Below are 18,644 nucleotides of genomic sequence, written 5' to 3' on the forward strand. Positions count from 1 at the left end.
GTTTGAAAAGCGGTTCTATAATAATGGCTGTCAACGTGAATCATTTAACAAGGAGGACCACAAATGTTTCCGTATGCAAATTTGTTCGAGAAAACCCGCATCGGCAGCTGTGAGCTGAAGAACCGCTTCGCCATGGCGCCCATGGGCCCGCTGGGCCTGGGCGACGCAGAGGGCGGCTTCAACCAGCGCGGCATCGACTACTACACCGAGCGCGCCAAGGGCGGCACCGGCCTGATCATCACCGGCGTTACTTTTGTGGACAACGAGGTGGAGGAGCACGCCATGCCCAGCTGCCCCTGCTCCACCTACAACCCGGTGCATTTCGTGCGCACCGCCCGTGAGATGACCGAGCGCATCCACGCTTATGGCGCAAAGGTGTTTTTGCAGCTGTCCGGCGGTTTCGGCCGTGTGACCATCCCCACCAACCTGGGCGAGTTCCCGCCGGTGGCGCCCTCCGCCATCCCGCACCGCTGGCTAGATAAAACCTGCCGTCCTCTCACCGTGGAAGAGATTCATTCCATCGTGAAGAAGTTCGGCGACGGTGCCTACAACGCCAAGCGTGCCGGCTTTGACGGTGTGCAGATTCATGCGGTGCACGAGGGCTACCTGATCGACCAGTTTGCCATTTCCTTGTTTAACAACCGTACCGACGAGTACGGCGGAAGCCTGGAAAACCGCCTGCGTTTTGCCAAGGAGATCGTGGAAGAAATCAAGAGCCGCTGCGGCCAGGACTTCCCGGTTACTCTGCGTTACAGCCCCAAGAGCATGATGAAGGACTGGCGTGTCGGCGCTCTGCCCGGCGAGGAATTCCAGGAGGTCGGCCGTGATCTGGACGAAGGCGTGGAGGCTGCCAAACTGCTGGTGGAGTACGGTTACGACGCTCTGGATGTGGATGTTGGCACCTACGATGCCTGGTGGTGGAATCATCCGCCCATGTACCAGGAAAAAGGCCTGTACCGCAAGTACGCCAAGCTGATGAAGGAAAATGTGAACGTGCCCATCCTGATGGCTGGCCGTATGGACAACCCGGAAATGGCCAGTGCCTGCATTGCGGATGGTACCTGCGATATCATCAGTCTGGGCCGCCCCCTGCTGGCAGACCCCGACTATGTGAACAAGCTGCGCGCCAACCGGTATGAGTTCGTTCGCCCCTGCCTGTCCTGTCAGGAAGGCTGCATGGGCCGTGTGCAGGAGTACTCCGCACTGAACTGCGCAGTTAATCCCCAGGCCTGCCGTGAGCGGGATATGGCTTACCAGCCCATCTGCCGTTCCAAGAAGGTGCTGATCGTGGGCGGCGGTGTGGCCGGCTGCGAGGCGGCCCGTGTGCTGGCCATCCGTGGCCACCAGCCCCATCTGTTTGAGGCGGGCAGCCAGCTGGGCGGCAACCTGATTCCCGGCGGCACCCCTGATTTCAAGGAAGACGATCATGCGCTGGCGGCCTGGTATGGCCGTGAGCTGGAGCGCCTGAGCGTTCCCGTGACCCTGAACCACAAGGTCACCGCCGCCGAAGTGCTGGCCGGTGATTACGACGCGGTGATCGTTGCCACCGGTTCCACCCCCAAGGTGTTCTCTCTGGGCGACGATGCCAAGGTGCACACTGCGGCAGACGTGCTGAACGGCAAAGTGACCTGCGGCGACAAGGTGACCATCGTGGGCGGTGGCCTGGTTGGCTGTGAGACCGCTCTGTGGCTGGCAAAGCAGGGCAAGCAGGTGACCATTGTGGAAGCGCTGGGCAAGCTGCTGGCTGTGAACGGCCCCCTGTGCCACGCCAACAGCGAGATGCTGGAGGCACTGATCCCCTACAACAATATCCAGGTTGTGACCAATGCCAAGGTGCAGCACTTCGAGAACGGTGTGCTCACCGCCCAGACTCCGGAAGGCGAGTGCAAGCTGGAGGCTGACGACGTGATCCTCTGCGTGGGCTACAAGGAAGAGGACAGCCTCTACAAGGAGCTGGAGTTCGCGGTTCCCGAGCTCTACTGCCTGGGCGATGCCCGCAAGGTGGCCAACATCATGTACGCCATCTGGGATGCCTTTGAGGTAGCGAACCATCTGTGATCCATCCGGATTGAACCATAGAGAAAAGGCCCGTGCTTTCTTGGAAAAGCGCGGGCCTTTTGCTGTGGAATAAAACCGGCTTGACAAAATGGAACAGGGAGAGTAGAGTGAGTTTAAATACCCAGTTAAACGGAGGAAATATCCCATGATCAAACTGCTTGCCGTGGATATGGACGGCACCTGCCTGGATGACCGCAGCCGTATGAGCGCCGAAAATCTGGCCGCCCTGCGCCGGGCGGCCGAGGCGGGCATCCTGGTGGTGCCCACCACCGGGCGCAGCCTTTCCTGCCTGCCGTACCGGCTGCGCAATGAGAAGTTTTTTCGTTACGTGATCTCCTCCAACGGAGCCCAGGTCACCGATTTGCACACGGGCGAGGATCTGTTCCAGGCGCTCATCCCGAAGCAGCGGGCCATGCGTCTGGTCCAGCTGGCCCAGAGTCTGCCGGTAAGCATCACTGCTCATGTGGAGCAGGAATACCTGGTGCGCGGCCGCGCCTTTTGGCTGCTGGGGCGGGTGGCCTTCGGGCCGGATGCCGCCGCCAGCCTGTGCATCGACAATATGAACCGGCAGCTGCGGCTGCGGCCCAGCGATGTGGAGGAGCTGCAGTTCTACTTCTTCACCAAACGTACCGGCCAAAAGCTGCGCTGCATGCTGGAGCGGTACGCGCCGGATTGCCGCTGGGCATTTACAAACCAGTATGTGGAGGTGTTCTCCCGCAACGCCTCCAAGGGAGCGGCGCTGGCCGCACTGGCCGCCCGGCTGAATATTCCAAAGGAACAGATTGCCTGCATCGGCGACGGAGAGAATGATCTGTCCATGTTCGAGGCCGCCGGGCTGCGCATCGCTATGGGCAACGCGGTGGAGCCGCTCAAAGCGCAGGCCAGTCAGGTGACCCGAAGCAACCGCTGCAACGGGGTGGCCTATGCCATTGATCGGTGGATTTTGCAGGAACAATAAAATCAGGGCCGGGCTCTCAGCCGCACACAGGCGGTCTGGGGCCCGGCCCTTTTGCAAAAAGGAGGAACCGGATCAATAATAGGTGGGGCGAGCTGCGCTCATGGCCAGATATTGACGCAGAACGGTGGTGCATACCTCATTCTGGGCCTTGAGCCACTGCATTTTTTTGCGCTGCTGGTCCTGCAGCTCCCGCTGGTAGTTTTTCCAGTAGGCGCAGGTCTTGTGGCAGCCCTCGGCGTAGTGAGGGCAGGAGGAACGGCAGGGAATCATAACGATGCAACTCCTTTCAGGGCAACGCAGCCGCCCATAAGGCGTGCCGCCTTTGTGAACCTGATTTCAGTGTATCAGACCGGGCGGCCGGGGCGATAGCCTGCTTTTGTAAAATCTGTGCGCGCTTTTGATAAAATGGTATGCGCCAGGGCAGCGAAACAGTAGTGCGACTTATGCCCCGCAGACTGTACAAGCCTGCGAAACTTTTGTATACTGGAACAGGAAAACCTAAGAAAAGGATGGCGAAACCCCGATGGATTATTATAAAAAAGCGCTGGAAATGCACGAAGAGCACAAAGGCAAGATCGAAGTGGTGAGCAAGGTCCCGGTGAAGACCCGCGAGGACCTGTCCACCGCCTATACCCCCGGCGTGGCCGAGCCCTGCCGCGAGATCGCCAAGGACCCCTCGGCGGCCTACACCTACACCGCCAAGGGCAATCTGGTGGCGGTGGTGAGCAACGGAACGGCGGTGCTGGGCCTGGGCAACATCGGCGCGGCAGCTTCTCAGCCGGTGATGGAGGGCAAAGCCATCCTGTTCAAGGAGTTCGGCGGCGTGGATGCCTTCCCCATCTGCCTGGACACCGAGGACCCGGAGAAGGTCATCGAGGCGGTGCGCCTGCTGGCCCCTGTCTTCGGGGGCATCAACCTGGAGGATATTTCCTCTCCCAACTGCTTCTATATTGAAGAGACCCTGGAAAAGGAGCTGGATATTCCCGTCTTCCACGACGACCAGCACGGCACCGCCATCGTGGTCACCGCTGCGCTGCTGGGTGCACTGCGGGTGGTGAAAAAGGACATCGGCTCCATCAAGGTGGTGGTGAACGGCCCCGGCGCCGCAGGCACTGCCATCATCAAGATGCTGCTGGCCGCGGGCGTGAAGAACGTGATTGCTTGCGATGAAAACGGAATCCTGTATAAGGACCGTGGCGTGGGTATCCAGGATCATAAAAAGATGCTCTGTGAGATCACCAACAAGGAGGATCTGCGGGGCGATCTGTCGGACGCCATCAAGGGTGCGGACGTGTTCATTGGCGTGTCGGTGGCGGGCGCTCTGAAGCCGGAAATGGCAAAGACCATGGCGAAGGATGCCATTGTGTTCGCCATGGCCAACCCCACCCCGGAGATTCTGCCGGACGAAGCCAAGGCCGCTGGTGTGCGGGTCATCGGCACCGGACGCAGCGACTTTGCAAACCAGATCAACAACGTGCTGGCCTTCCCCGGCGTGTTCAAGGGGGCCCTGAGCGTGCGGGCGCGGGACATCAACACCGCCATGAAGGTGGCAGCGGCCCACGCCATCGCCGACCTGGTGAGCGACGAGGAGCGCAATGAGGATTACATCATCCCCGGCGCCTTCGATCCCCGGGTGGCGCAGGCTGTGGCGGACGCGGTGGCAAAGGCCGCCCGGGAAACGGGGGTGGCCCGGCTGTGAGAGAGATCAGCGCCCAGGCCATCACCGAAACGGTGGCCCGTCTCTGCATCGAGGCCAACAGCCGCCTTTCTCCGGATATGGAGCATGCGGTGCGCTCGGCCTTTGAAGCCGAGCAGTGGCCCATTGCCAAAACCACGCTGAAGACCCTGTGCGACAATCTGGATGCCGCCCGGGACACCGGCCTGCCCATCTGCCAGGATACCGGCATGGCCTGCGTCTTCTGTGAGATCGGCCAGGAGGTGCACATTCAGGGCGACTTTGAAGCTGCCATCCACGCGGGCGTGGCCAAGGGCTACACCGAGGGCTTTTTGCGCAAATCTGTGGTGAAGGACCCCATCCGCCGGGGCAACACCGGCGACAATACTCCGGCGGTTATCCACACCCGCCTGGTGCCCGGCGACAGGCTGAAGATCACCGTGGCCCCCAAGGGTTTCGGCAGCGAGAATATGAGCCGCCTTGGCATGCTCAAGCCCTCGGACGGGGAGCAGGGCGTGAAGGATTTTGTGCTGGAGACCGTCAGGCTGGCGGGGCCCAATCCCTGCCCGCCCATCGTGGTGGGCGTGGGGGTGGGCGGCACCTTTGAAAAGGCCGCCCTGCTGGCCAAGCAGGCTCTGCTGCGCCCGGTCGGCAGCCGCCATCCGGACCCCTACTACGCGGCCATGGAGCAGGAGCTGCTGGACAGGATCAACCGACTGGGCATCGGCCCCCAGGGCTTCGGCGGCGAGACCACCGCGCTTGGGGTGCAGATCGAGACCTATCCCACCCACATCGCGGGCATGCCGGTGGCGGTGAACATCAACTGCCACGTGACCCGGCACAAGGAGGCGGTACTGTAATGGAATACAAGCTCACAACGCCCCTCACCGAAGAGGTGACCCGCAAGCTGCGGGCAGGCGATACGGTGCTGCTGTCCGGCGTGATCTACACCGCCCGGGACGCGGCCCACAAGCGGCTGTGCGAATGCCTGGACCGGGGCGAAGAACTGCCCGTCGACGTGAAGAATGCGGCCATCTATTATGCGGGCCCCACCCCCGCCCGGCCGGGCCAGGCCATCGGCGCCTGCGGTCCCACCACGAGCTATCGGATGGATGCCTACGCCCCCCGGCTGCTGCAGCTGGGACTGAAGGCCATGATCGGCAAGGGCAAACGCAGCGACGAGGTGGTGGAGGCCATGAAGCAGACCGGTGCGGTCTATCTGGCGGCCATCGGCGGCGCAGGTGCCCTCATGGCCAGCCGGGTGAAGACCGCCCAGCTGGTCTGCTATGAAGACCTGGGCAGCGAGGCCATTCGCCGGCTGGAGGTGGACCAGATGCCTCTGACCGTGGTGATCGATTCCCTGGGCAATAATCTGTACCAGACCGGCCCGGCGGAGTATCGGGCAGCCATGGAGCAGCGGTAAACCAAAAAGCAAACGCCCGCTCGGCCAATTGTGCCGGGCGGGCGTTTTTTCGGGGGACTCAGAATCCCTCCATGCGCAGCTGACCGCCCCGCAGGGAGGAAAACGAGGGACGGATGATCTCATCCTGCGGGCCGGGCCATCCCATCAGAAGGGGAGAACGGGGGTCGTGGGCCGCCCGGTTGGCGGCAATCCGGCCGGGCGAAAAATTTGCGTAACAATACCGGCAGCCGCCCGGGCAGGTGTTGTAAATACCCAGGTCCACGCTGGCCGCGCAGCCGCATTCCGGCCGCTGACCCTTGGCCGGGGTCCAGTGCAGCGGCTGCCCCAGCAGGGATTCCAGCAGCGTCCCGTCCACGCAGCTGCCGTGGGCAACGCCCTGGGCCCGCAGGTCCAGCGCCTCCGCGCAGCTTTGCAGGCGGATGTCGCAGTCGGCCGCGATGCGTGCCAGTCCCCCGGCCAGGCGTGCGGCAGCCCGGGGATCAAAGGCCGCCGGAACCAGGGGACGCATCCGGGCGCGGGTGCCCGGGTATTCGTCCAGAAAGCTGATCACACAGGTCTCGGTGTATCCGCGCAGCCGGTGCGCCAGCTGCGCGAACCGGTTCAGATGCCAGGCCTCGGTGTATTCCCGGGTGAAAAAGATGGGGTCGTACCGCCAGATCACCCGGCGGGGACCCAGTGCCCGGGAGAGACGCTGAAATGCCGGGAGCAGCACTGTGTCCTTGTCTGGCAGGGTGGGTTCCACATTGGCCCCGTAGCCGGTGAGCGTGATTTGAAACACCGTGAGATAGTCGGCCAGCTCGCCCAGCCGGGGCAGCAGGGGCAGCGGATTTTTGGTCCAGAACACAATGCCGTCCACGATCTGCGGGCCCAGAGGAACCCGGTACAGCCGGTGCGGCGCATGGGGAGAGGGAACCAGGGCAAACCCATCGGCCAGGCGGCGGAAAAACCAGTCTGCATACCAGGCGGGAATATCGGTGCGGCGGCTGACGCTCAGCAGCATGAAACGACCTCCTTTTCTGCAAAGGACGGAAAATGATGGCGGCGGACAAAATCGCAGGTGGGGATTCCAGGTTTATTTTAACATATCTTGCCGGTTTTGCGCGATTCCCTCTTGACGAAACGCCTTTTTTTCGGTATCATATTTATTGTTGCCCAGCCGGAGAAAGCGGCTGTGTGATTTGCTGGAGTGGCTCAGTCGGTAGAGCAGCTGATTCGTAATCAGCAGGTCGTCGGTTCAAGTCCGATCTCCAGCTCCAAAAGCCCCGCAAACATGCTGTTTGCGGGGCTTTTTTGCTGCGTTTTGCGAGCCCTGTCGACACCTCCGGAAACGGCCAGGCAAAGAAAGTTTCAAAACAGGAAAACAGCCCTTTGGATCGAACCGTCCAAAGGGCTGGTCTGCGAAAGAACCCGGTGCAAGGAAAAGAGAATGCCTACGGAATGCCGGTCAGGCCTGTTTGCGGGCGGGAGCCTTGTGCGCGGCACAGTCTCGCGCATACATGATAACGCAAACGACTGCCAGGATGGTCTCCACAATGGGCTGGGCGGCAATGACGCCGCTCAGCTGCCAGAAGTGGTTCAGCAGGATGACGGCGGGAATGAAGAGCACCGCATTCCGCATCATGGTGATCGCCAGGGATTTCAGCGCCGCGCCCAGTGCCTGGAAATAGCTGGTCACGGTGTTGATGATTCCGACCATGGGGGCGGAAAGCCCCAGCACCGTGATGAAGTGCCCTGCCTGCCGGATCAGGACCTCATCGTGCAGGAAGATGCTTGCCAGCTGGGCGCCCAACAGGCAGAAGGTGGCAAGAAACACCGCGCCCAGAAGAATGGCGTACAGGGTGGCGGTGCGCATGAGCCGTGCCATCTGATCCCGTCTGCCCGCGCCGAAATGATAGCCCACCAGCGGGGCGACGCCCTGCGCAAGGCCCACCGACAGCATGATGGGAACCATGTCCAGTTTGTAGGCAATGCCGTATGCGGCGACCGCGTCGGACCCGTAGATGCCGATGAAGTTGTTGAGGACGATGTTGGACACGCTGAGCAGAACGGTGATCAGCGCGCCGGGGATGCCGATGGTCACCACCTGGGCAACCATGCGGCTGTCGGGCGCAAACTGTTTGGGGGAAAGCTGAATCAACGGGTTTGCCTTTCGCTGGGCCCGGATCAGACAGACCAGGTAGTAAACCGTGGAGCAGAAAAAGCCGAAGGATGTGGCCAGCGCGGCGCCGGCGGTCCCCCAGCCCCACACCACAATGAAGAGAAAGTCGAACACGATGTTGACGGAGTTGCCCAGGGCCAGGCCGATGGTGCTCTCCTTGATGAAGCCGATGGAGCGGAACAGATGGACCGCGCCGTTGGAAAGGATGATGAACGGCGCACCAAGGAAAATGTAGCGCAGATAATCGCAGGTGTACGCCATGTTTTCCGCGTCCGCGCCGGAAAGGCTTGCGATTGGCTGCATGAACACAACGCCGATCAGCAGGATGACGATTCCGGCGATTGCCATGGCGTACACGCAGAAATTCAGGGTGCGCCGGACCCGTTTGGTATCGTTTTCACCCAGCAGTCTGGCGATCACGCTGTTTCCGCCCATGCCGAAAATGGACGCGATGGACATGATGATCAGCAGAATGGGGGTACACAAGGTGACTGCGGCAATCATGGCGGGCTCTTTGGTCAGAGAGACAAAAAAGGTGTCCGCGATGTTGTAAATCAGGGTGGTGAGCTGTCCCAGCATGGCGGGCAGTCCCACGCGCAGAATTGCTTTGGATGCGTTTTTTTCTTCAAATACTGTTGTCATGCAATGAAAACCTCCGTGACTTGCTTATTGCAAACGGAGTAAGCATATCCTAAAATGAAAAGCATAAACCCGGACATCTGTCCTGTTGGAGGAAGGTATGAAAAAATATTACGACAAAGCGCTGGTGGAAGAATATCTGGCAAACAGCAGCTGCGAAGCGTTCCTGAGAGATCTGAGGGACAGCCTGTTCGTAATTCGATATGAACGGGGAGAGTTTGTCACATCGCCGATGAACCATACGGAACTGCTTCAGATCGTGGTGGAGGGGACGCTCCGCATCTACTACATCCGGGACGATGGGTCCAGCTACTCGCTGGCCAACGGCCAAAAGGATTATCTGGTGGGGGAGATGGCCCTGTTCCAGAAAGAGCCGGGCAGCGTTTATGCGCAGGCCTGTGATGACCTGATCTGTCTGGCGTTTTCTATCCGGGAAAATCGGGAGAAGATGCTGGCCAGCTGCCGGTTCCTGCAGCTGGTGATCGCCTCGCTCACCCGGAAGATGGAGGCGATCACCCGGCTGGATGCCGCCCCCGCCACCCTGAAACAGCGGGTCCTGGTCTACATGCAATACAAATGCGAGAACGGGGAACTGAAGGGGGTGGAGCAGGCTGCATTTCGCCTGAACTGCAGCGCCCGTCAGCTGCAGCGAATCCTCAACCAGTACGAGACGGAAGGAATCGTGACAAAACAGGGCAAGGGGAACTATCGGATGAATCGACCGCTGCCGGAACAAACGGAATAGCCGGGGGCTGGACTGCGGCGCTGCCATAAAAATCGGATGGAAAACGGGACGCCGGGGGGCGTCCCGTTTTTCTGTGTGCAGACTGGGGTGGTTATTCCGTGCTGCCCTTTCGGTTCCGGCAGAACCGGCTTTTGCTCCCCTCCAGCCGGAACAGCATCAGGCAGCAGAGGGCGAACAGGACCAGCGCCGCGTCCGGTGCGGTGCGGGTGCGGCAGATCACCCGGGGCGCCAGTGTGCTGAGTGCCTGCACCGTGCCGGGCAGCCAGCCCAGCAGGAGCCGGAGAAAAAGCAGAGAAAACCCCAGATGAATCGGGCGCGTCACGGCCAGCGGCCAGAGGGGCAGTTCGGCACAGAGCAGCGCCCGAACCTGCAGAAACACCGAAAGGCTTTGCACACTCAGGGCCGCGCAGCAGGCCAATGCGGCCCGGCCGGGCAGCGCCGCGCCCGCCGCGCAGCCGCTGGTCACCTCCAGCCCGGCGCAGAGAAGATAGGCCGTTGCACCGGGCAGCGAGAGCGCCTGAGCGGCCGCCTCGCACAGAAAGCGGAAAAACACCACAAAGCCGCAGACGGTGAGCATGGAGCGCGTTGCGTTCTGCACGGCCTCCACCAGCCCAGCGTCCGGCCTGGGCGGGACGGCGGAGTGCGGGCCGGGGGCAGCGTCCGCCGAGGGCAGCCGCAGCGAAAGCAGCAGTCGGAATGCCAGTGCGGTGCACACATTGGCCGCCAGCATCGCGCCCAGCAGACAGATCCCCACCGGCGCGCTGCCCAGCATCAGCAGGCCCACGGTATTTACCACAAAGGCCGGGCCGGACCCGACCCCGCACACCGTGAGCAGCATGGCCTGGCGGCGGTCCAGCTCACCCTGGCGGTAGGCGCAGGAGATGGCCGACGCAGCCACCGCAAAACCGCCCAGCCAGCACAGCAGCAGCACCGTGGCGGCTCGCCGCTGCCGGATGCCCAGGCCAAGCCGGGTCACCGGGAGCAGGCCCAGTCCCAGCCACCCGGCCAGCGGGCTGCCCAGAATAAGGCCGGTGACCACAAAAAAGGGAAACAGTGCCGGAATTACCTGCAGCGTGCAGCTTTTCAAGCCGGCTGCCACGCCCCGGGCGCTGGCTTCGGGCAGGCAGATCAGCAGGCAGAGTATTCCCAGCGCAGCCGTGCCGCGGGCCAGAGCTTTGCCGTCCAATTTCTTCATAACAGGTTCCTCCCTCGTCGTATATATGCGTGTAACGGGCTTGAAAACAAGGGGGGCGGCTGCGGTGAAGCGAAAACCAAAACAGAACAGGGAACCGGCGAGCCGGATTCTGCGGGATCTGTTCCGCCAGCCGGCGGCGGATTTCTACGCGCAGCCCATGCTGCACATCAACTGTGAGGGGCAGGTGCAGGTGGAGAACTGCCGGGAAATCCTGCTGTATGACAGCAGCCGCATCCGGCTGGACATGGGCCGCTGGGAGGTGACCCTGTACGGCGACGGGCTGGAGCTGTGCACCGCCAGCCGGGGGCAGCTGCTGCTGCAGGGGCGGGTGCTGCGCACGGAGTTTTCCTACAAGGAGGGACAGTGAAATGGCAAAGCTGTGGGACGGACTGTTCGCCCGGGTGCGGTTTGTGGCGCTGGGCGGGCGCTACGAACGTTTTGTAAGCCGATGCGCCCGGGCGGGCATTCCGCTGGCCCGGCTGCGGCCAGTGCCGGGTGGAGTGTGCGGCGTCATGCCGGCCCGCTATTACAAACAGGCGGCGGCGCAGGCCCGGCCCTGCCGCACCCGCCTTCGGGTCCAGCGGCGGCGGGGGCTCTGGTTCCGGCTGCGGCGCTACCGGGGGCGCTGGGGACTTTTGCTGGGGCCGCTGGCCTTTGCGGCGGTGTTCGCGCTGCTGCAGCAGATGGTCTGGGCCATTCGCTACGACGCGGCGCTCACCCCGGCGGAACGCTCCGGCATCCGGCAGGCGCTCTACTCCATGGATATTTACGAGGGCGCCTTTTTAACCCAGACCCAGCTGCGCCGGACGGAAAAATTGCTGCTGAACCAGCAGGATGACCTGGCCTGGGTCTCGCTGAATTTTGCCGGAGGACGGCTGGTGGTGGAGGCTGCACCCGCCCAGGCCCAGCCGGAGGTGGAGGACAACAATCCGGCTGATCTGACCGCCCTCACCGACGGGCTGATCCTGGAGATGAACGTGCAGGAGGGATTCGCCGCAAAACAGCCGGGTCAGACGGTGGCGGCGGGGGAGGTGCTGGTCACCGCGGGCAAGCTGGATCGGGACGGCGCGCTGATTCCGGTCCACGCCAAGGGGACGGTGCAGGCCCGGTTCACCCGCAGCTACCAGTGTACCCAGCCGCTGGAATACCAGGCGCTGCTGCCCACCGGTCAGGTGTGGCGCTGCCTGTGCCTGCGGGCGGCGGGCCGCAGCCTGGAGCTGCCTGCCCGTCAGCCCGGCGGGCAGGATCGCTGCACGGTCACCCACCAGCCGCTCACGCTGTTCGGCTTTGCACTGCCGGTCACGGTGGAGCAACGGCTGGTGATGGAACGGCGGAGCGAGACGTTGCGGCTGACCGAAAACCAGGCGCGGGAAAAGGCGCGGCTTGCCTGCCTGCGGCAGCTGTTCCGGGACTTCCCGGACGCGCGCATTCTGCGCCAGACCCAGGAGGTTTCGGCCGGTCCGGACGATGTTACGGTCACGGTGGTGCTGCAGGTGGAGGCGAACATCGCGGCGGCCCGGCAGATGTGAGAGGCGGGACGAAAAATTTTGTTGATTTTTAACAGTTCCATTGCAAAAATTTTGTGATATAATTACTGATGAAATACTATGTATTTTTCTGTTAAATCGCAAGATTCTGGTAAAAATACAGCAGATAACAAACCAAAAAGCAGGTGTACAATGGCCGAAAAACTGATTGAACTGAACAGTGTGGATACTGCGCTTGCCATCTTTGGCAGCTGCGACGAAAACATCCGTTTGCTGGAGAATGAATTCGGGATCACCGCGGTGTGCCGCGGCACCCAGATCAAGTTCACCGGTGAGCCGGAGGGCGTGGCCGCCGCGGGCCGCGCGGTGGACGCGATGCTCACGCTGCTGGAAAATCACACCCCCCTGGAGGAACAGACGGTGCGCTACTGCATCAGTCTGGCCGGCGCGGGGGAGGAGAGCCGGGTGCAGGAGCTCACCGAGGACTTTGTGGCGATCACCGCCAAGGGCCGGCCGGTGCGCCCCAAGACCCTGGGCCAGAAGGAATACCTGAATTCCATCCGCAAAAACGCCATCACCTTCGGTGTGGGGCCTGCCGGTACCGGCAAGACCTATCTGGCGGTGGCCATGGCGGTGAAGGCCTTCAAGAGCAAGGAGGTCACCCGAATCATCCTGACCCGCCCGGCGGTGGAAGCGGGCGAAAAGCTGGGCTTTCTGCCCGGCGACCTGCAGAACAAGGTGGACCCCTATCTGCGCCCGCTGTACGACGGACTGTACGACATGCTGGGCCCCGAGACCTTCCAGAAGCTGCAGGAGAAGCAGAGCATCGAGGTGGCCCCGCTGGCCTACATGCGCGGCCGCACGCTGGACGATGCCTTTATCATTCTGGATGAGGCCCAGAACACCAGCCCCGAGCAGATGAAGATGTTCCTGACCCGCATGGGCGTGGGCAGCAAGGTGGTGGTCACCGGCGACGTGACCCAGATTGATCTGCCGGACAAGGCCCGCAGCGGCCTGGTGGACGCGCTGAGCGTGCTGAAAAACGTGGAGGGCATCGGCCGGGTCTATTTCAGCGAGAAGGACGTGGTCCGCCACCGGCTGGTGCAGCAGATTGTGAAAGCATATGATCGGGCCGCCGCCGCGCGGTCCCGCAGGAATGGGTGAGCCCATAGAACAGCGAGGAGAGAAGCTATGTCGAACAAAGTTTACATCACCAATCATCAAAAAGCCGTCAAGATCCCTTCCGGGCTGCGCATTCTGATCCGCCGCAGCTGCAATGCGGTGCTGGAATACGAAAAGTTCGAAGGCCCCGCTGAGATCAGCGTCACCTTTGTGGACAATGCGGCCATCCAGGAGCTGAACGCCCAGTACCGGGGCAAGGACATGCCCACCGATGTGCTCAGCTTCCCGCTGGGGGAAAACGGTGTGTACGACAAAAACGAGGACACCGGCGCCAGCCTGCTGGGCGACATTGTGATCTCCATGGAAAAGGCCATGGAACAGGCCGAGCTGTACGGCCATGCGCTGCAGCGCGAGGTGGCGTTCCTGACCGTTCATTCCATGCTGCATCTGCTGGGCTACGACCACGAGGCCGGCGGCCTGGAGGCGGTGCGCATGCGGGAAAAGGAAGAGGCTGTGCTGATCCAGCTGGGTCTGCCCCGCACCGTTTCCTACACCACCGATGAAATCTGAGCTGCTCCGCTTTCTGCGGGGCTTTCGCTACGCAGCCAGCGGCGTACGGGCAGCCCTTCGCGCCGAGCGTAACCTGCGCTTTCATCTGTGCGCGGCGGTGTATGTGCTGCTGCTCAGCTGCTTTTACGACTTTGACCGGGCGGAATATGCGTTGCTGTTCCTTTGCATCGGCGGCGTGATGAGCCTGGAGCTTGCGAACAGCGCGGTGGAGCGTGCAGTGGACCGGCCGGATGCCGCCCACTGGGCCGCCGCGGGCCTTGCCAAGGATATGGCGGCGGGAGCGGTGCTGGTGTTCAGCCTGGCCGCCGCTGCGGTGGGCGTTGTGCTGTTCTGGCAGCCCGCCGTGCTGGCGCACATTCCGGGCTGGCTGGCAGGCCACCCGGCGGCACTGACGCTGCTGGCGGCATCGCTGCCCTGCGCTGTCTGCTTTGTGCTGCAACCAAAAAAGAAAGGGTAACTGAACCGTGCAAACTTCTTCTGTATTCGTGGCCCTGGTGGGCCGGCCCAATGTGGGCAAATCCAGCCTGACCAACCGGCTGGTGGGCGAGAAGGTGGCCATCGTCACCTCCAAGCCCCAGACCACCCGTACCCGCATCACCGGCATTGTGACCCGCGGCCCGGTGCAGTATGTGCTGCTGGACACCCCCGGCGTGCACATTCCCCGCACCAAGCTGGGCGAGCGGATGAGCAAGGCCGCCAGCGATTCGGTGGCGGATGTGGACGTGAGCATGATGCTGTTCGAGCCCTACGGCGATTTCACCGAGGCTGAGCAGGCCATGCTGAAGGCCCTGAAGGCCAACGGCGGTCCCGCGCTGGCGGTCATCAACAAGACCGATACCCTGAAAAACCAGGCCGACCTGGACGTTCGCCGCCGCCAGCTGGAGGAGCTGGGCGTGTTCGACCGGGTGCTGGCCACCAGCGTGCGGGAGGACAAGGGCTGCGAGGAGCTGTTCGATGTGCTGGCCCGCTACGCGGTGGAGGGCCCTCATTTCTTCCCGGATGACGCCTACACCGATATGCCGGAAAAGGCGCTGGTGAGCGAGATTCTGCGGGAGAAGATGCTGCTGAATCTGCGGGACGAGATCCCCCACGGCATCGCCGTCACGGTGGAGCGGTTCAAGGAGCGGCCGGACAAAAACATCATCGACATTGACGTGAACATCTACTGCGAGCGCAAGAGCCACAAGGGCATGGTCATCGGCAAGGGCGGCCAGATGCTGAAAAAGATCGCCAGCCAGGCCCGGCTGGACTGCGAGGATTTCCTGGGAGCCAAGGTGAATCTGCAGTGCTGGGTCAAGGTGAAGGACGACTGGCGCGATTCCGATTTCCTGCTCAACGACTTTGGCTTCAAGCAGACCAACTGACCGCTATGGCAGGGGGAATGCAGCTGGTGACCCCGGGCCTTGTGCTGCGGGAGGTAAAGATCGGCGAGGCGGACCGGATCCTCACGGTGCTCACACCGGAGCTGGGGGTCATTTCGGTATCCGCCAAAGGCAGCCTGCGGCTGAAAAGCAAGCTCTTCAGCGCCTGCGGGCTTTTTTGTTATTCAGAATTCACCCTTTTCGCGGGCAAGAATATGTATCTGGCCAACGACGCCCAGGTGAAAAAGGTGTTCTTTGGCCTGCACGAAAGCGTGGAGGCCATGGCGCTGGCCATGTATCTGGCCGAGCTGGCGCTCACCCTTTCGCCGGTGGGCGGCGAGGCCGAGGCGCTGCTGCGGCTCACATTGAACAGTCTGTATCTGATCAGCGAGGGCAAAAAGCCTCTCGCACAGATCAAGGCAGTGTTCGAGCTGCGGGCGGTGTGCGAGGCCGGCTTCATGCCGGACCTGCTGTGCTGCCGCGGCTGCCATAAATACGATGGCGGCGACTTTTATTTTGACGGGTCCGCCGGGCTGCTGCTGTGTGCCGACTGCGCGGCCAAGCAGAACAAGACCCCCAATCTGGACCCGGCGGCGCTGCTGGCGCTGCGCCACATTGCCCTGGTGGAGGATAAAAAGATTTTCAGTTTTTCCATCCCCCAAAAGAGCATGGAGGCGCTGGGCCGGATCACCGAGCGGTATGCCCTTCAGGTGCTGGACAAGCCCCTGAAGACCCTGGATTTTGTGCATACGATGCTCACCTGATCGGCACGCCCGCTTTTTTGAAACATTTATGAGGAGCGATCCATGGAAAAAAGTTATCTGAAAACGCTGGAGCTGGAAAAGATTCTGAATCGGGCAGCCCAGCTGGCGGTCTGCCCGGAGGCGCGCACCCTGCTGCTGGAGCAGGACGCCTTTGAGACCGTGGAAGAGGTGCGGTACGCCCTCTCCCAGACCGATGCCATCAACACCCTGCTGCTGAAAAACGGCAGCCCCCGGTTCGGCGGGGTGCAGGGGGTGGACAAGGTGGTGAACCGGGCACTGAAGGGCGGCATCCTGTCCATGGCGGAGCTGCTGGAGGTGGCCGGCGCGCTGCGCAACTTCCAGAACCTGGTCAGCTGGTACCACATCACCGAGCACGACATGCTGCCGGTGGACGATCTGTTCTATGCCCTGACCCCCCAGCCCACCCTGGAAAAGAACATCTCCAGCGCCATTCTGTCGCCGGAGGAGATGGCGGATACCGCCAGCAACACCCTGTTCGAGATCCGGCGCAAGATCCGTGCCATGGAAAATTCCATCCGGGACAAGCTGGATGCCATCATCAAAAACAGCACCACCAATAAATTTTTGCAGGACGCGGTGGTCTCGCTGCGCAACGGCCGCTTTGTGGTACCGGTCAAGGCCGAGTACCGGGGCGAGGTGGGCGGCGTCATCCACGACGTGTCCTCCAGCGGCTCCACCGTGTTCGTGGAGCCCACCGCTGTGGTGGAGGCCAACGCCAAGATCATGCAGCTGCGCAGCCAGGAGAAAAGCGAGATCGAGCGCATTCTGGCCGCCTTCACCGATCAGGTGGCCTCCATTGAGCCGGTGTTCAACTTCAGTTATCAGGCTATGCTGAACATTGACGTGCTGCTGGCCAAGGCCCGTCTGGCGCTGGAGCAGCAGGCCTATATGCCCCAGGTGGCGGACAGCATGTGGTTCGACCTGAAAAAGGCCCGCCACCCCCTGATCGACAAGGACAAGGTGGTCCCGGTGGACGTGGCCCTGGGTAAGGAGTATGACACCCTGGTCATCACCGGCCCCAACACCGGCGGTAAAACCGTCACCCTGAAGACCGCAGGCCTGTTGTGCGCCATGGCTCAGCACGGCCTGCTGATCCCGGCCCACGAGCAGAGCACCGTCTGCGTGTTCAGCGAGTATCTGGTGGACATCGGCGACGAGCAGAGCATCGAGCAGAGTCTGTCCACCTTCTCCGGCCACATGAAGAAGATCACCGGCATTCTGGACCACGCGTACAAGAATACGCTGGTCCTGCTGGATGAGCTGGGTGCGGGCACCGACCCGGCCGAGGGTGCAGCGCTGGCGGTGAGCATCATCGAGCAGCTGCGCATTCAGGGTGCCCTGATCATGGCCACCACCCACTACTCCGAGATGAAGGTGTTCGCACTGGAGACCCCCGGCGTGATGAACGCCAGCTGCGAGTTCGACGTGGAGAGCCTGCGTCCCACCTACAAGCTGAGCGTGGGCGTGCCGGGCAAGTCCAACGCCTTCCTGATCAGCGAGAAGCTGGGCGTGCCGCCCCGGGTGATCCAGCGGGCCCAGACCCACCTGACCAACGACGACAAGCGGCTGGACAGTGTGCTGGCCCAGTTGGACGACCTGAAGCTGCAATTGAAGGCCAGCCAGGACGAGGCGGAAAAGGCCAAGGCCGAGGCGGAGCACAAGCTGGAATCCGCCCGCAAAAAGTATGACGCGCTGGTCAAGCAGGGCGAGACCGAGCTGGAGGCCGCCCGCCTGAAGGCTCGTCAGATGGCCCAGCAGGTACAGGACGAGGCCTACCGGCTCACCGACGAACTGCGCAAGCTGCAAAAGGACGAAAAGACCAGCGCCGCCCAGCGCGCTGCCCGGGCCCGGGAGATCGCCCGAAAGGAGACCGAGGGCCTGTACGGCAAGACCGATGTGGTGCACAACGTGGTCAAGGAGTTCGTGCCCCTCAAGCAGGTGAAGGTGGGCCAGGAGGTGGTCATCGCCGACATCGAGCAGACTGCCACCGTGATGAGTCTGCCGGACCGGAACGGTCTGGTGGAGGTGCGGGCCGGCATCCTGAAAACCAAGGTGCCGCTGAGCAACCTGAAAGCGCCGGACAAGCTGAAAAAAACGGCGAACAATGCAAAACCCAAGCCCCAGCCCCGCAGTACCACTGTGCAGCGGGTACAGCGCAAGGCCAGCATGGAGATCAACCTGCTGGGCATGACTGTGGAAGAGGCTCTGATGGAGACCGACCAGTTCATCGACCATGCGGTGATGAACGGCCAGACCATGGTGTACCTGATTCACGGCAAGGGCACCGGCGCGCTGCGCAAGGCCATCCACGCGCACCTGCGGGGCCACCGCAACGTGAAGAGCTTCCGCCTGGGCCAGTACGGCGAGGGCGAGGCCGGTGTGACCGTGGTGGAGCTGAAATAAGAAAAAACGATACAACCGGAAAAAGCGCCGGGCGCGGCCTTTCCCAGAAGGGAGGCAGCGCCCGG

At 62.2% G+C, this 18,644-nt stretch carries 18 protein-coding genes and 1 tRNA gene; 15 read left to right on the forward strand and 4 right to left on the reverse strand.

Going from position 1 to position 18,644, the window contains the following annotated elements; translation table 11 throughout:
• Positions 1–63 precede the first annotated feature (63 nt).
• Both PH256_RS00800 and PH256_RS00805 read left to right on the forward strand, forming a co-directional pair.
• Positions 64–2,058, forward strand: a complete 1,995-nt coding sequence (locus PH256_RS00800; RefSeq protein WP_087184211.1) for an oxidoreductase — start codon at positions 64–66, stop codon at positions 2,056–2,058.
• A gap of 145 nt (positions 2,059–2,203) precedes the next feature.
• A complete protein-coding gene (locus PH256_RS00805) occupies positions 2,204–3,016 on the forward strand; it encodes an HAD family hydrolase (RefSeq protein WP_087185391.1) in 813 nt (270 codons plus the stop codon).
• A 72-nt stretch (positions 3,017–3,088) separates the two neighbouring features.
• Here PH256_RS00805 and PH256_RS00810 read toward each other — a convergent pair whose 3' ends face one another.
• Complete coding sequence (locus tag PH256_RS00810; RefSeq protein WP_087181078.1) at positions 3,089–3,286, reverse strand: hypothetical protein; 198 nt, start codon at positions 3,284–3,286, stop codon at positions 3,089–3,091.
• 253 nt (positions 3,287–3,539) lie between these two features.
• Between PH256_RS00810 and PH256_RS00815 the strand changes: the two genes are divergently transcribed.
• Genes PH256_RS00815 through PH256_RS00825 form a run of 3 tightly spaced genes read left to right on the forward strand, consistent with a single transcriptional unit; the run spans position 3,540 to position 6,114 of the window.
• The gene (locus PH256_RS00815) at positions 3,540–4,715 is read left to right on the forward strand and encodes an NAD(P)-dependent malic enzyme (RefSeq protein WP_270912590.1); all 1,176 of its coding nucleotides are present in this window, start codon (positions 3,540–3,542) and stop codon (positions 4,713–4,715) included.
• On the forward strand, positions 4,712–5,551 hold the full coding sequence (locus PH256_RS00820; protein ID WP_270912591.1) for a fumarate hydratase: 840 nt from the start codon (positions 4,712–4,714) through the stop codon (positions 5,549–5,551). Before PH256_RS00815 ends, PH256_RS00820 begins: the two co-directional genes overlap by 4 nt.
• Complete coding sequence (locus tag PH256_RS00825) at positions 5,551–6,114, forward strand: Fe-S-containing hydro-lyase (protein ID WP_270912593.1); 564 nt, start codon at positions 5,551–5,553, stop codon at positions 6,112–6,114. Before PH256_RS00820 ends, PH256_RS00825 begins: the two co-directional genes overlap by 1 nt.
• Before the next feature lie 58 nt (positions 6,115–6,172).
• On the opposite strand, the gene PH256_RS00830 is transcribed toward PH256_RS00825, so the two are convergent.
• The gene (locus tag PH256_RS00830; protein ID WP_270912594.1) at positions 6,173–7,114 is read right to left on the reverse strand and encodes a DUF1848 domain-containing protein; all 942 of its coding nucleotides are present in this window, start codon (positions 7,112–7,114) and stop codon (positions 6,173–6,175) included.
• A gap of 180 nt (positions 7,115–7,294) precedes the next feature.
• Here PH256_RS00830 and PH256_RS00835 point away from each other — a divergent pair.
• Positions 7,295–7,370 (forward strand) — tRNA-Thr (locus PH256_RS00835).
• A gap of 188 nt (positions 7,371–7,558) precedes the next feature.
• On the opposite strand, the gene PH256_RS00840 is transcribed toward PH256_RS00835, so the two are convergent.
• A complete protein-coding gene (locus PH256_RS00840; protein WP_270912595.1) occupies positions 7,559–8,914 on the reverse strand; it encodes an MATE family efflux transporter in 1,356 nt (451 codons plus the stop codon).
• Positions 8,915–9,011: 97 nt separating this feature from the next.
• Here PH256_RS00840 and PH256_RS00845 point away from each other — a divergent pair, with 97 nt between their 5' ends.
• The gene (locus tag PH256_RS00845) at positions 9,012–9,656 is read left to right on the forward strand and encodes a Crp/Fnr family transcriptional regulator (RefSeq protein WP_270912597.1); all 645 of its coding nucleotides are present in this window, start codon (positions 9,012–9,014) and stop codon (positions 9,654–9,656) included.
• A gap of 91 nt (positions 9,657–9,747) precedes the next feature.
• On the opposite strand, the gene PH256_RS00850 is transcribed toward PH256_RS00845, so the two are convergent.
• Positions 9,748–10,851: a hypothetical protein gene (locus tag PH256_RS00850; protein ID WP_270912598.1), complete on the reverse strand. Its 1,104-nt coding sequence runs from the start codon at positions 10,849–10,851 to the stop codon at positions 9,748–9,750.
• A gap of 64 nt (positions 10,852–10,915) precedes the next feature.
• Between PH256_RS00850 and PH256_RS00855 the strand changes: the two genes are divergently transcribed.
• The 8 genes from PH256_RS00855 to PH256_RS00890 all read left to right on the forward strand — a co-directional run bounded on the left by PH256_RS00855 (position 10,916) and on the right by PH256_RS00890 (position 18,579).
• On the forward strand, positions 10,916–11,218 hold the full coding sequence (locus PH256_RS00855) for a YabP/YqfC family sporulation protein (protein ID WP_270912599.1): 303 nt from the start codon (positions 10,916–10,918) through the stop codon (positions 11,216–11,218).
• Between the two features lies 1 nt (position 11,219).
• Entirely contained in the window at positions 11,220–12,380 is a 1,161-nt protein-coding gene (locus PH256_RS00860; protein ID WP_270912600.1) for a sporulation protein YqfD, read from the forward strand.
• A 150-nt stretch (positions 12,381–12,530) separates the two neighbouring features.
• Positions 12,531–13,502, forward strand: coding sequence for a PhoH family protein (locus PH256_RS00865; protein ID WP_270912601.1), 972 nt, complete (start codon positions 12,531–12,533; stop codon positions 13,500–13,502).
• 27 nt (positions 13,503–13,529) lie between these two features.
• Positions 13,530–14,030 carry an rRNA maturation RNase YbeY gene (gene ybeY / locus PH256_RS00870; RefSeq protein WP_087185377.1) on the forward strand — a complete coding sequence of 167 codons (501 nt, stop codon included), beginning with the start codon at positions 13,530–13,532 and terminating at the stop codon, positions 14,028–14,030.
• The gene (locus tag PH256_RS00875) at positions 14,020–14,487 is read left to right on the forward strand and encodes a diacylglycerol kinase family protein (protein ID WP_270912602.1); all 468 of its coding nucleotides are present in this window, start codon (positions 14,020–14,022) and stop codon (positions 14,485–14,487) included. The genes ybeY and PH256_RS00875 overlap by 11 nt, the downstream gene beginning before the upstream one ends.
• Before the next feature lie 7 nt (positions 14,488–14,494).
• Positions 14,495–15,394, forward strand: coding sequence for a GTPase Era (gene era / locus PH256_RS00880; RefSeq protein WP_270912603.1), 900 nt, complete (start codon positions 14,495–14,497; stop codon positions 15,392–15,394).
• 17 nt (positions 15,395–15,411) lie between these two features.
• A complete protein-coding gene (gene recO, locus PH256_RS00885; RefSeq protein WP_270912604.1) occupies positions 15,412–16,155 on the forward strand; it encodes a DNA repair protein RecO in 744 nt (247 codons plus the stop codon).
• A gap of 42 nt (positions 16,156–16,197) precedes the next feature.
• Positions 16,198–18,579 (forward strand): endonuclease MutS2, encoded by a 2,382-nt coding sequence (locus tag PH256_RS00890; RefSeq protein WP_270912605.1) that lies wholly within the window; start codon positions 16,198–16,200, stop codon positions 18,577–18,579.
• The last annotated feature ends 65 nt before the right edge of the window (positions 18,580–18,644 follow it).

It is taken from the genome of Allofournierella sp. CML151 (genome assembly GCF_027853465.1).
GTDB lineage: Bacteria > Bacillota > Clostridia > Oscillospirales > Ruminococcaceae > Allofournierella.

Bases quoted from the DNA above. Each gene is read 5' to 3' on its own strand.
- PH256_RS00800 (WP_087184211.1), top strand. From the start codon at position 64: ATGTTTCCGTATGCAAATTTGTTCGAGAAAACCCGCATCGGCAGCTGT.
- PH256_RS00805 (WP_087185391.1), top strand. From the start codon at position 2,204: ATGATCAAACTGCTTGCCGTGGATATGGACGGCACCTGCCTGGATGAC.
- PH256_RS00810 (WP_087181078.1), bottom strand. From the start codon at position 3,286: ATGATTCCCTGCCGTTCCTCCTGCCCTCACTACGCCGAGGGCTGCCAC.
- PH256_RS00815 (WP_270912590.1), top strand. From the start codon at position 3,540: ATGGATTATTATAAAAAAGCGCTGGAAATGCACGAAGAGCACAAAGGC.
- PH256_RS00825 (WP_270912593.1), top strand. From the start codon at position 5,551: ATGGAATACAAGCTCACAACGCCCCTCACCGAAGAGGTGACCCGCAAG.
- PH256_RS00830 (WP_270912594.1), bottom strand. From the start codon at position 7,114: ATGCTGCTGAGCGTCAGCCGCCGCACCGATATTCCCGCCTGGTATGCA.
- PH256_RS00840 (WP_270912595.1), bottom strand. From the start codon at position 8,914: ATGACAACAGTATTTGAAGAAAAAAACGCATCCAAAGCAATTCTGCGC.
- PH256_RS00845 (WP_270912597.1), top strand. From the start codon at position 9,012: ATGAAAAAATATTACGACAAAGCGCTGGTGGAAGAATATCTGGCAAAC.
- PH256_RS00850 (WP_270912598.1), bottom strand. From the start codon at position 10,851: ATGAAGAAATTGGACGGCAAAGCTCTGGCCCGCGGCACGGCTGCGCTG.
- PH256_RS00860 (WP_270912600.1), top strand. From the start codon at position 11,220: ATGGCAAAGCTGTGGGACGGACTGTTCGCCCGGGTGCGGTTTGTGGCG.
- PH256_RS00865 (WP_270912601.1), top strand. From the start codon at position 12,531: ATGGCCGAAAAACTGATTGAACTGAACAGTGTGGATACTGCGCTTGCC.
- ybeY (WP_087185377.1), top strand. From the start codon at position 13,530: ATGTCGAACAAAGTTTACATCACCAATCATCAAAAAGCCGTCAAGATC.
- PH256_RS00875 (WP_270912602.1), top strand. From the start codon at position 14,020: ATGAAATCTGAGCTGCTCCGCTTTCTGCGGGGCTTTCGCTACGCAGCC.
- recO (WP_270912604.1), top strand. From the start codon at position 15,412: ATGCAGCTGGTGACCCCGGGCCTTGTGCTGCGGGAGGTAAAGATCGGC.
- PH256_RS00890 (WP_270912605.1), top strand. From the start codon at position 16,198: ATGGAAAAAAGTTATCTGAAAACGCTGGAGCTGGAAAAGATTCTGAAT.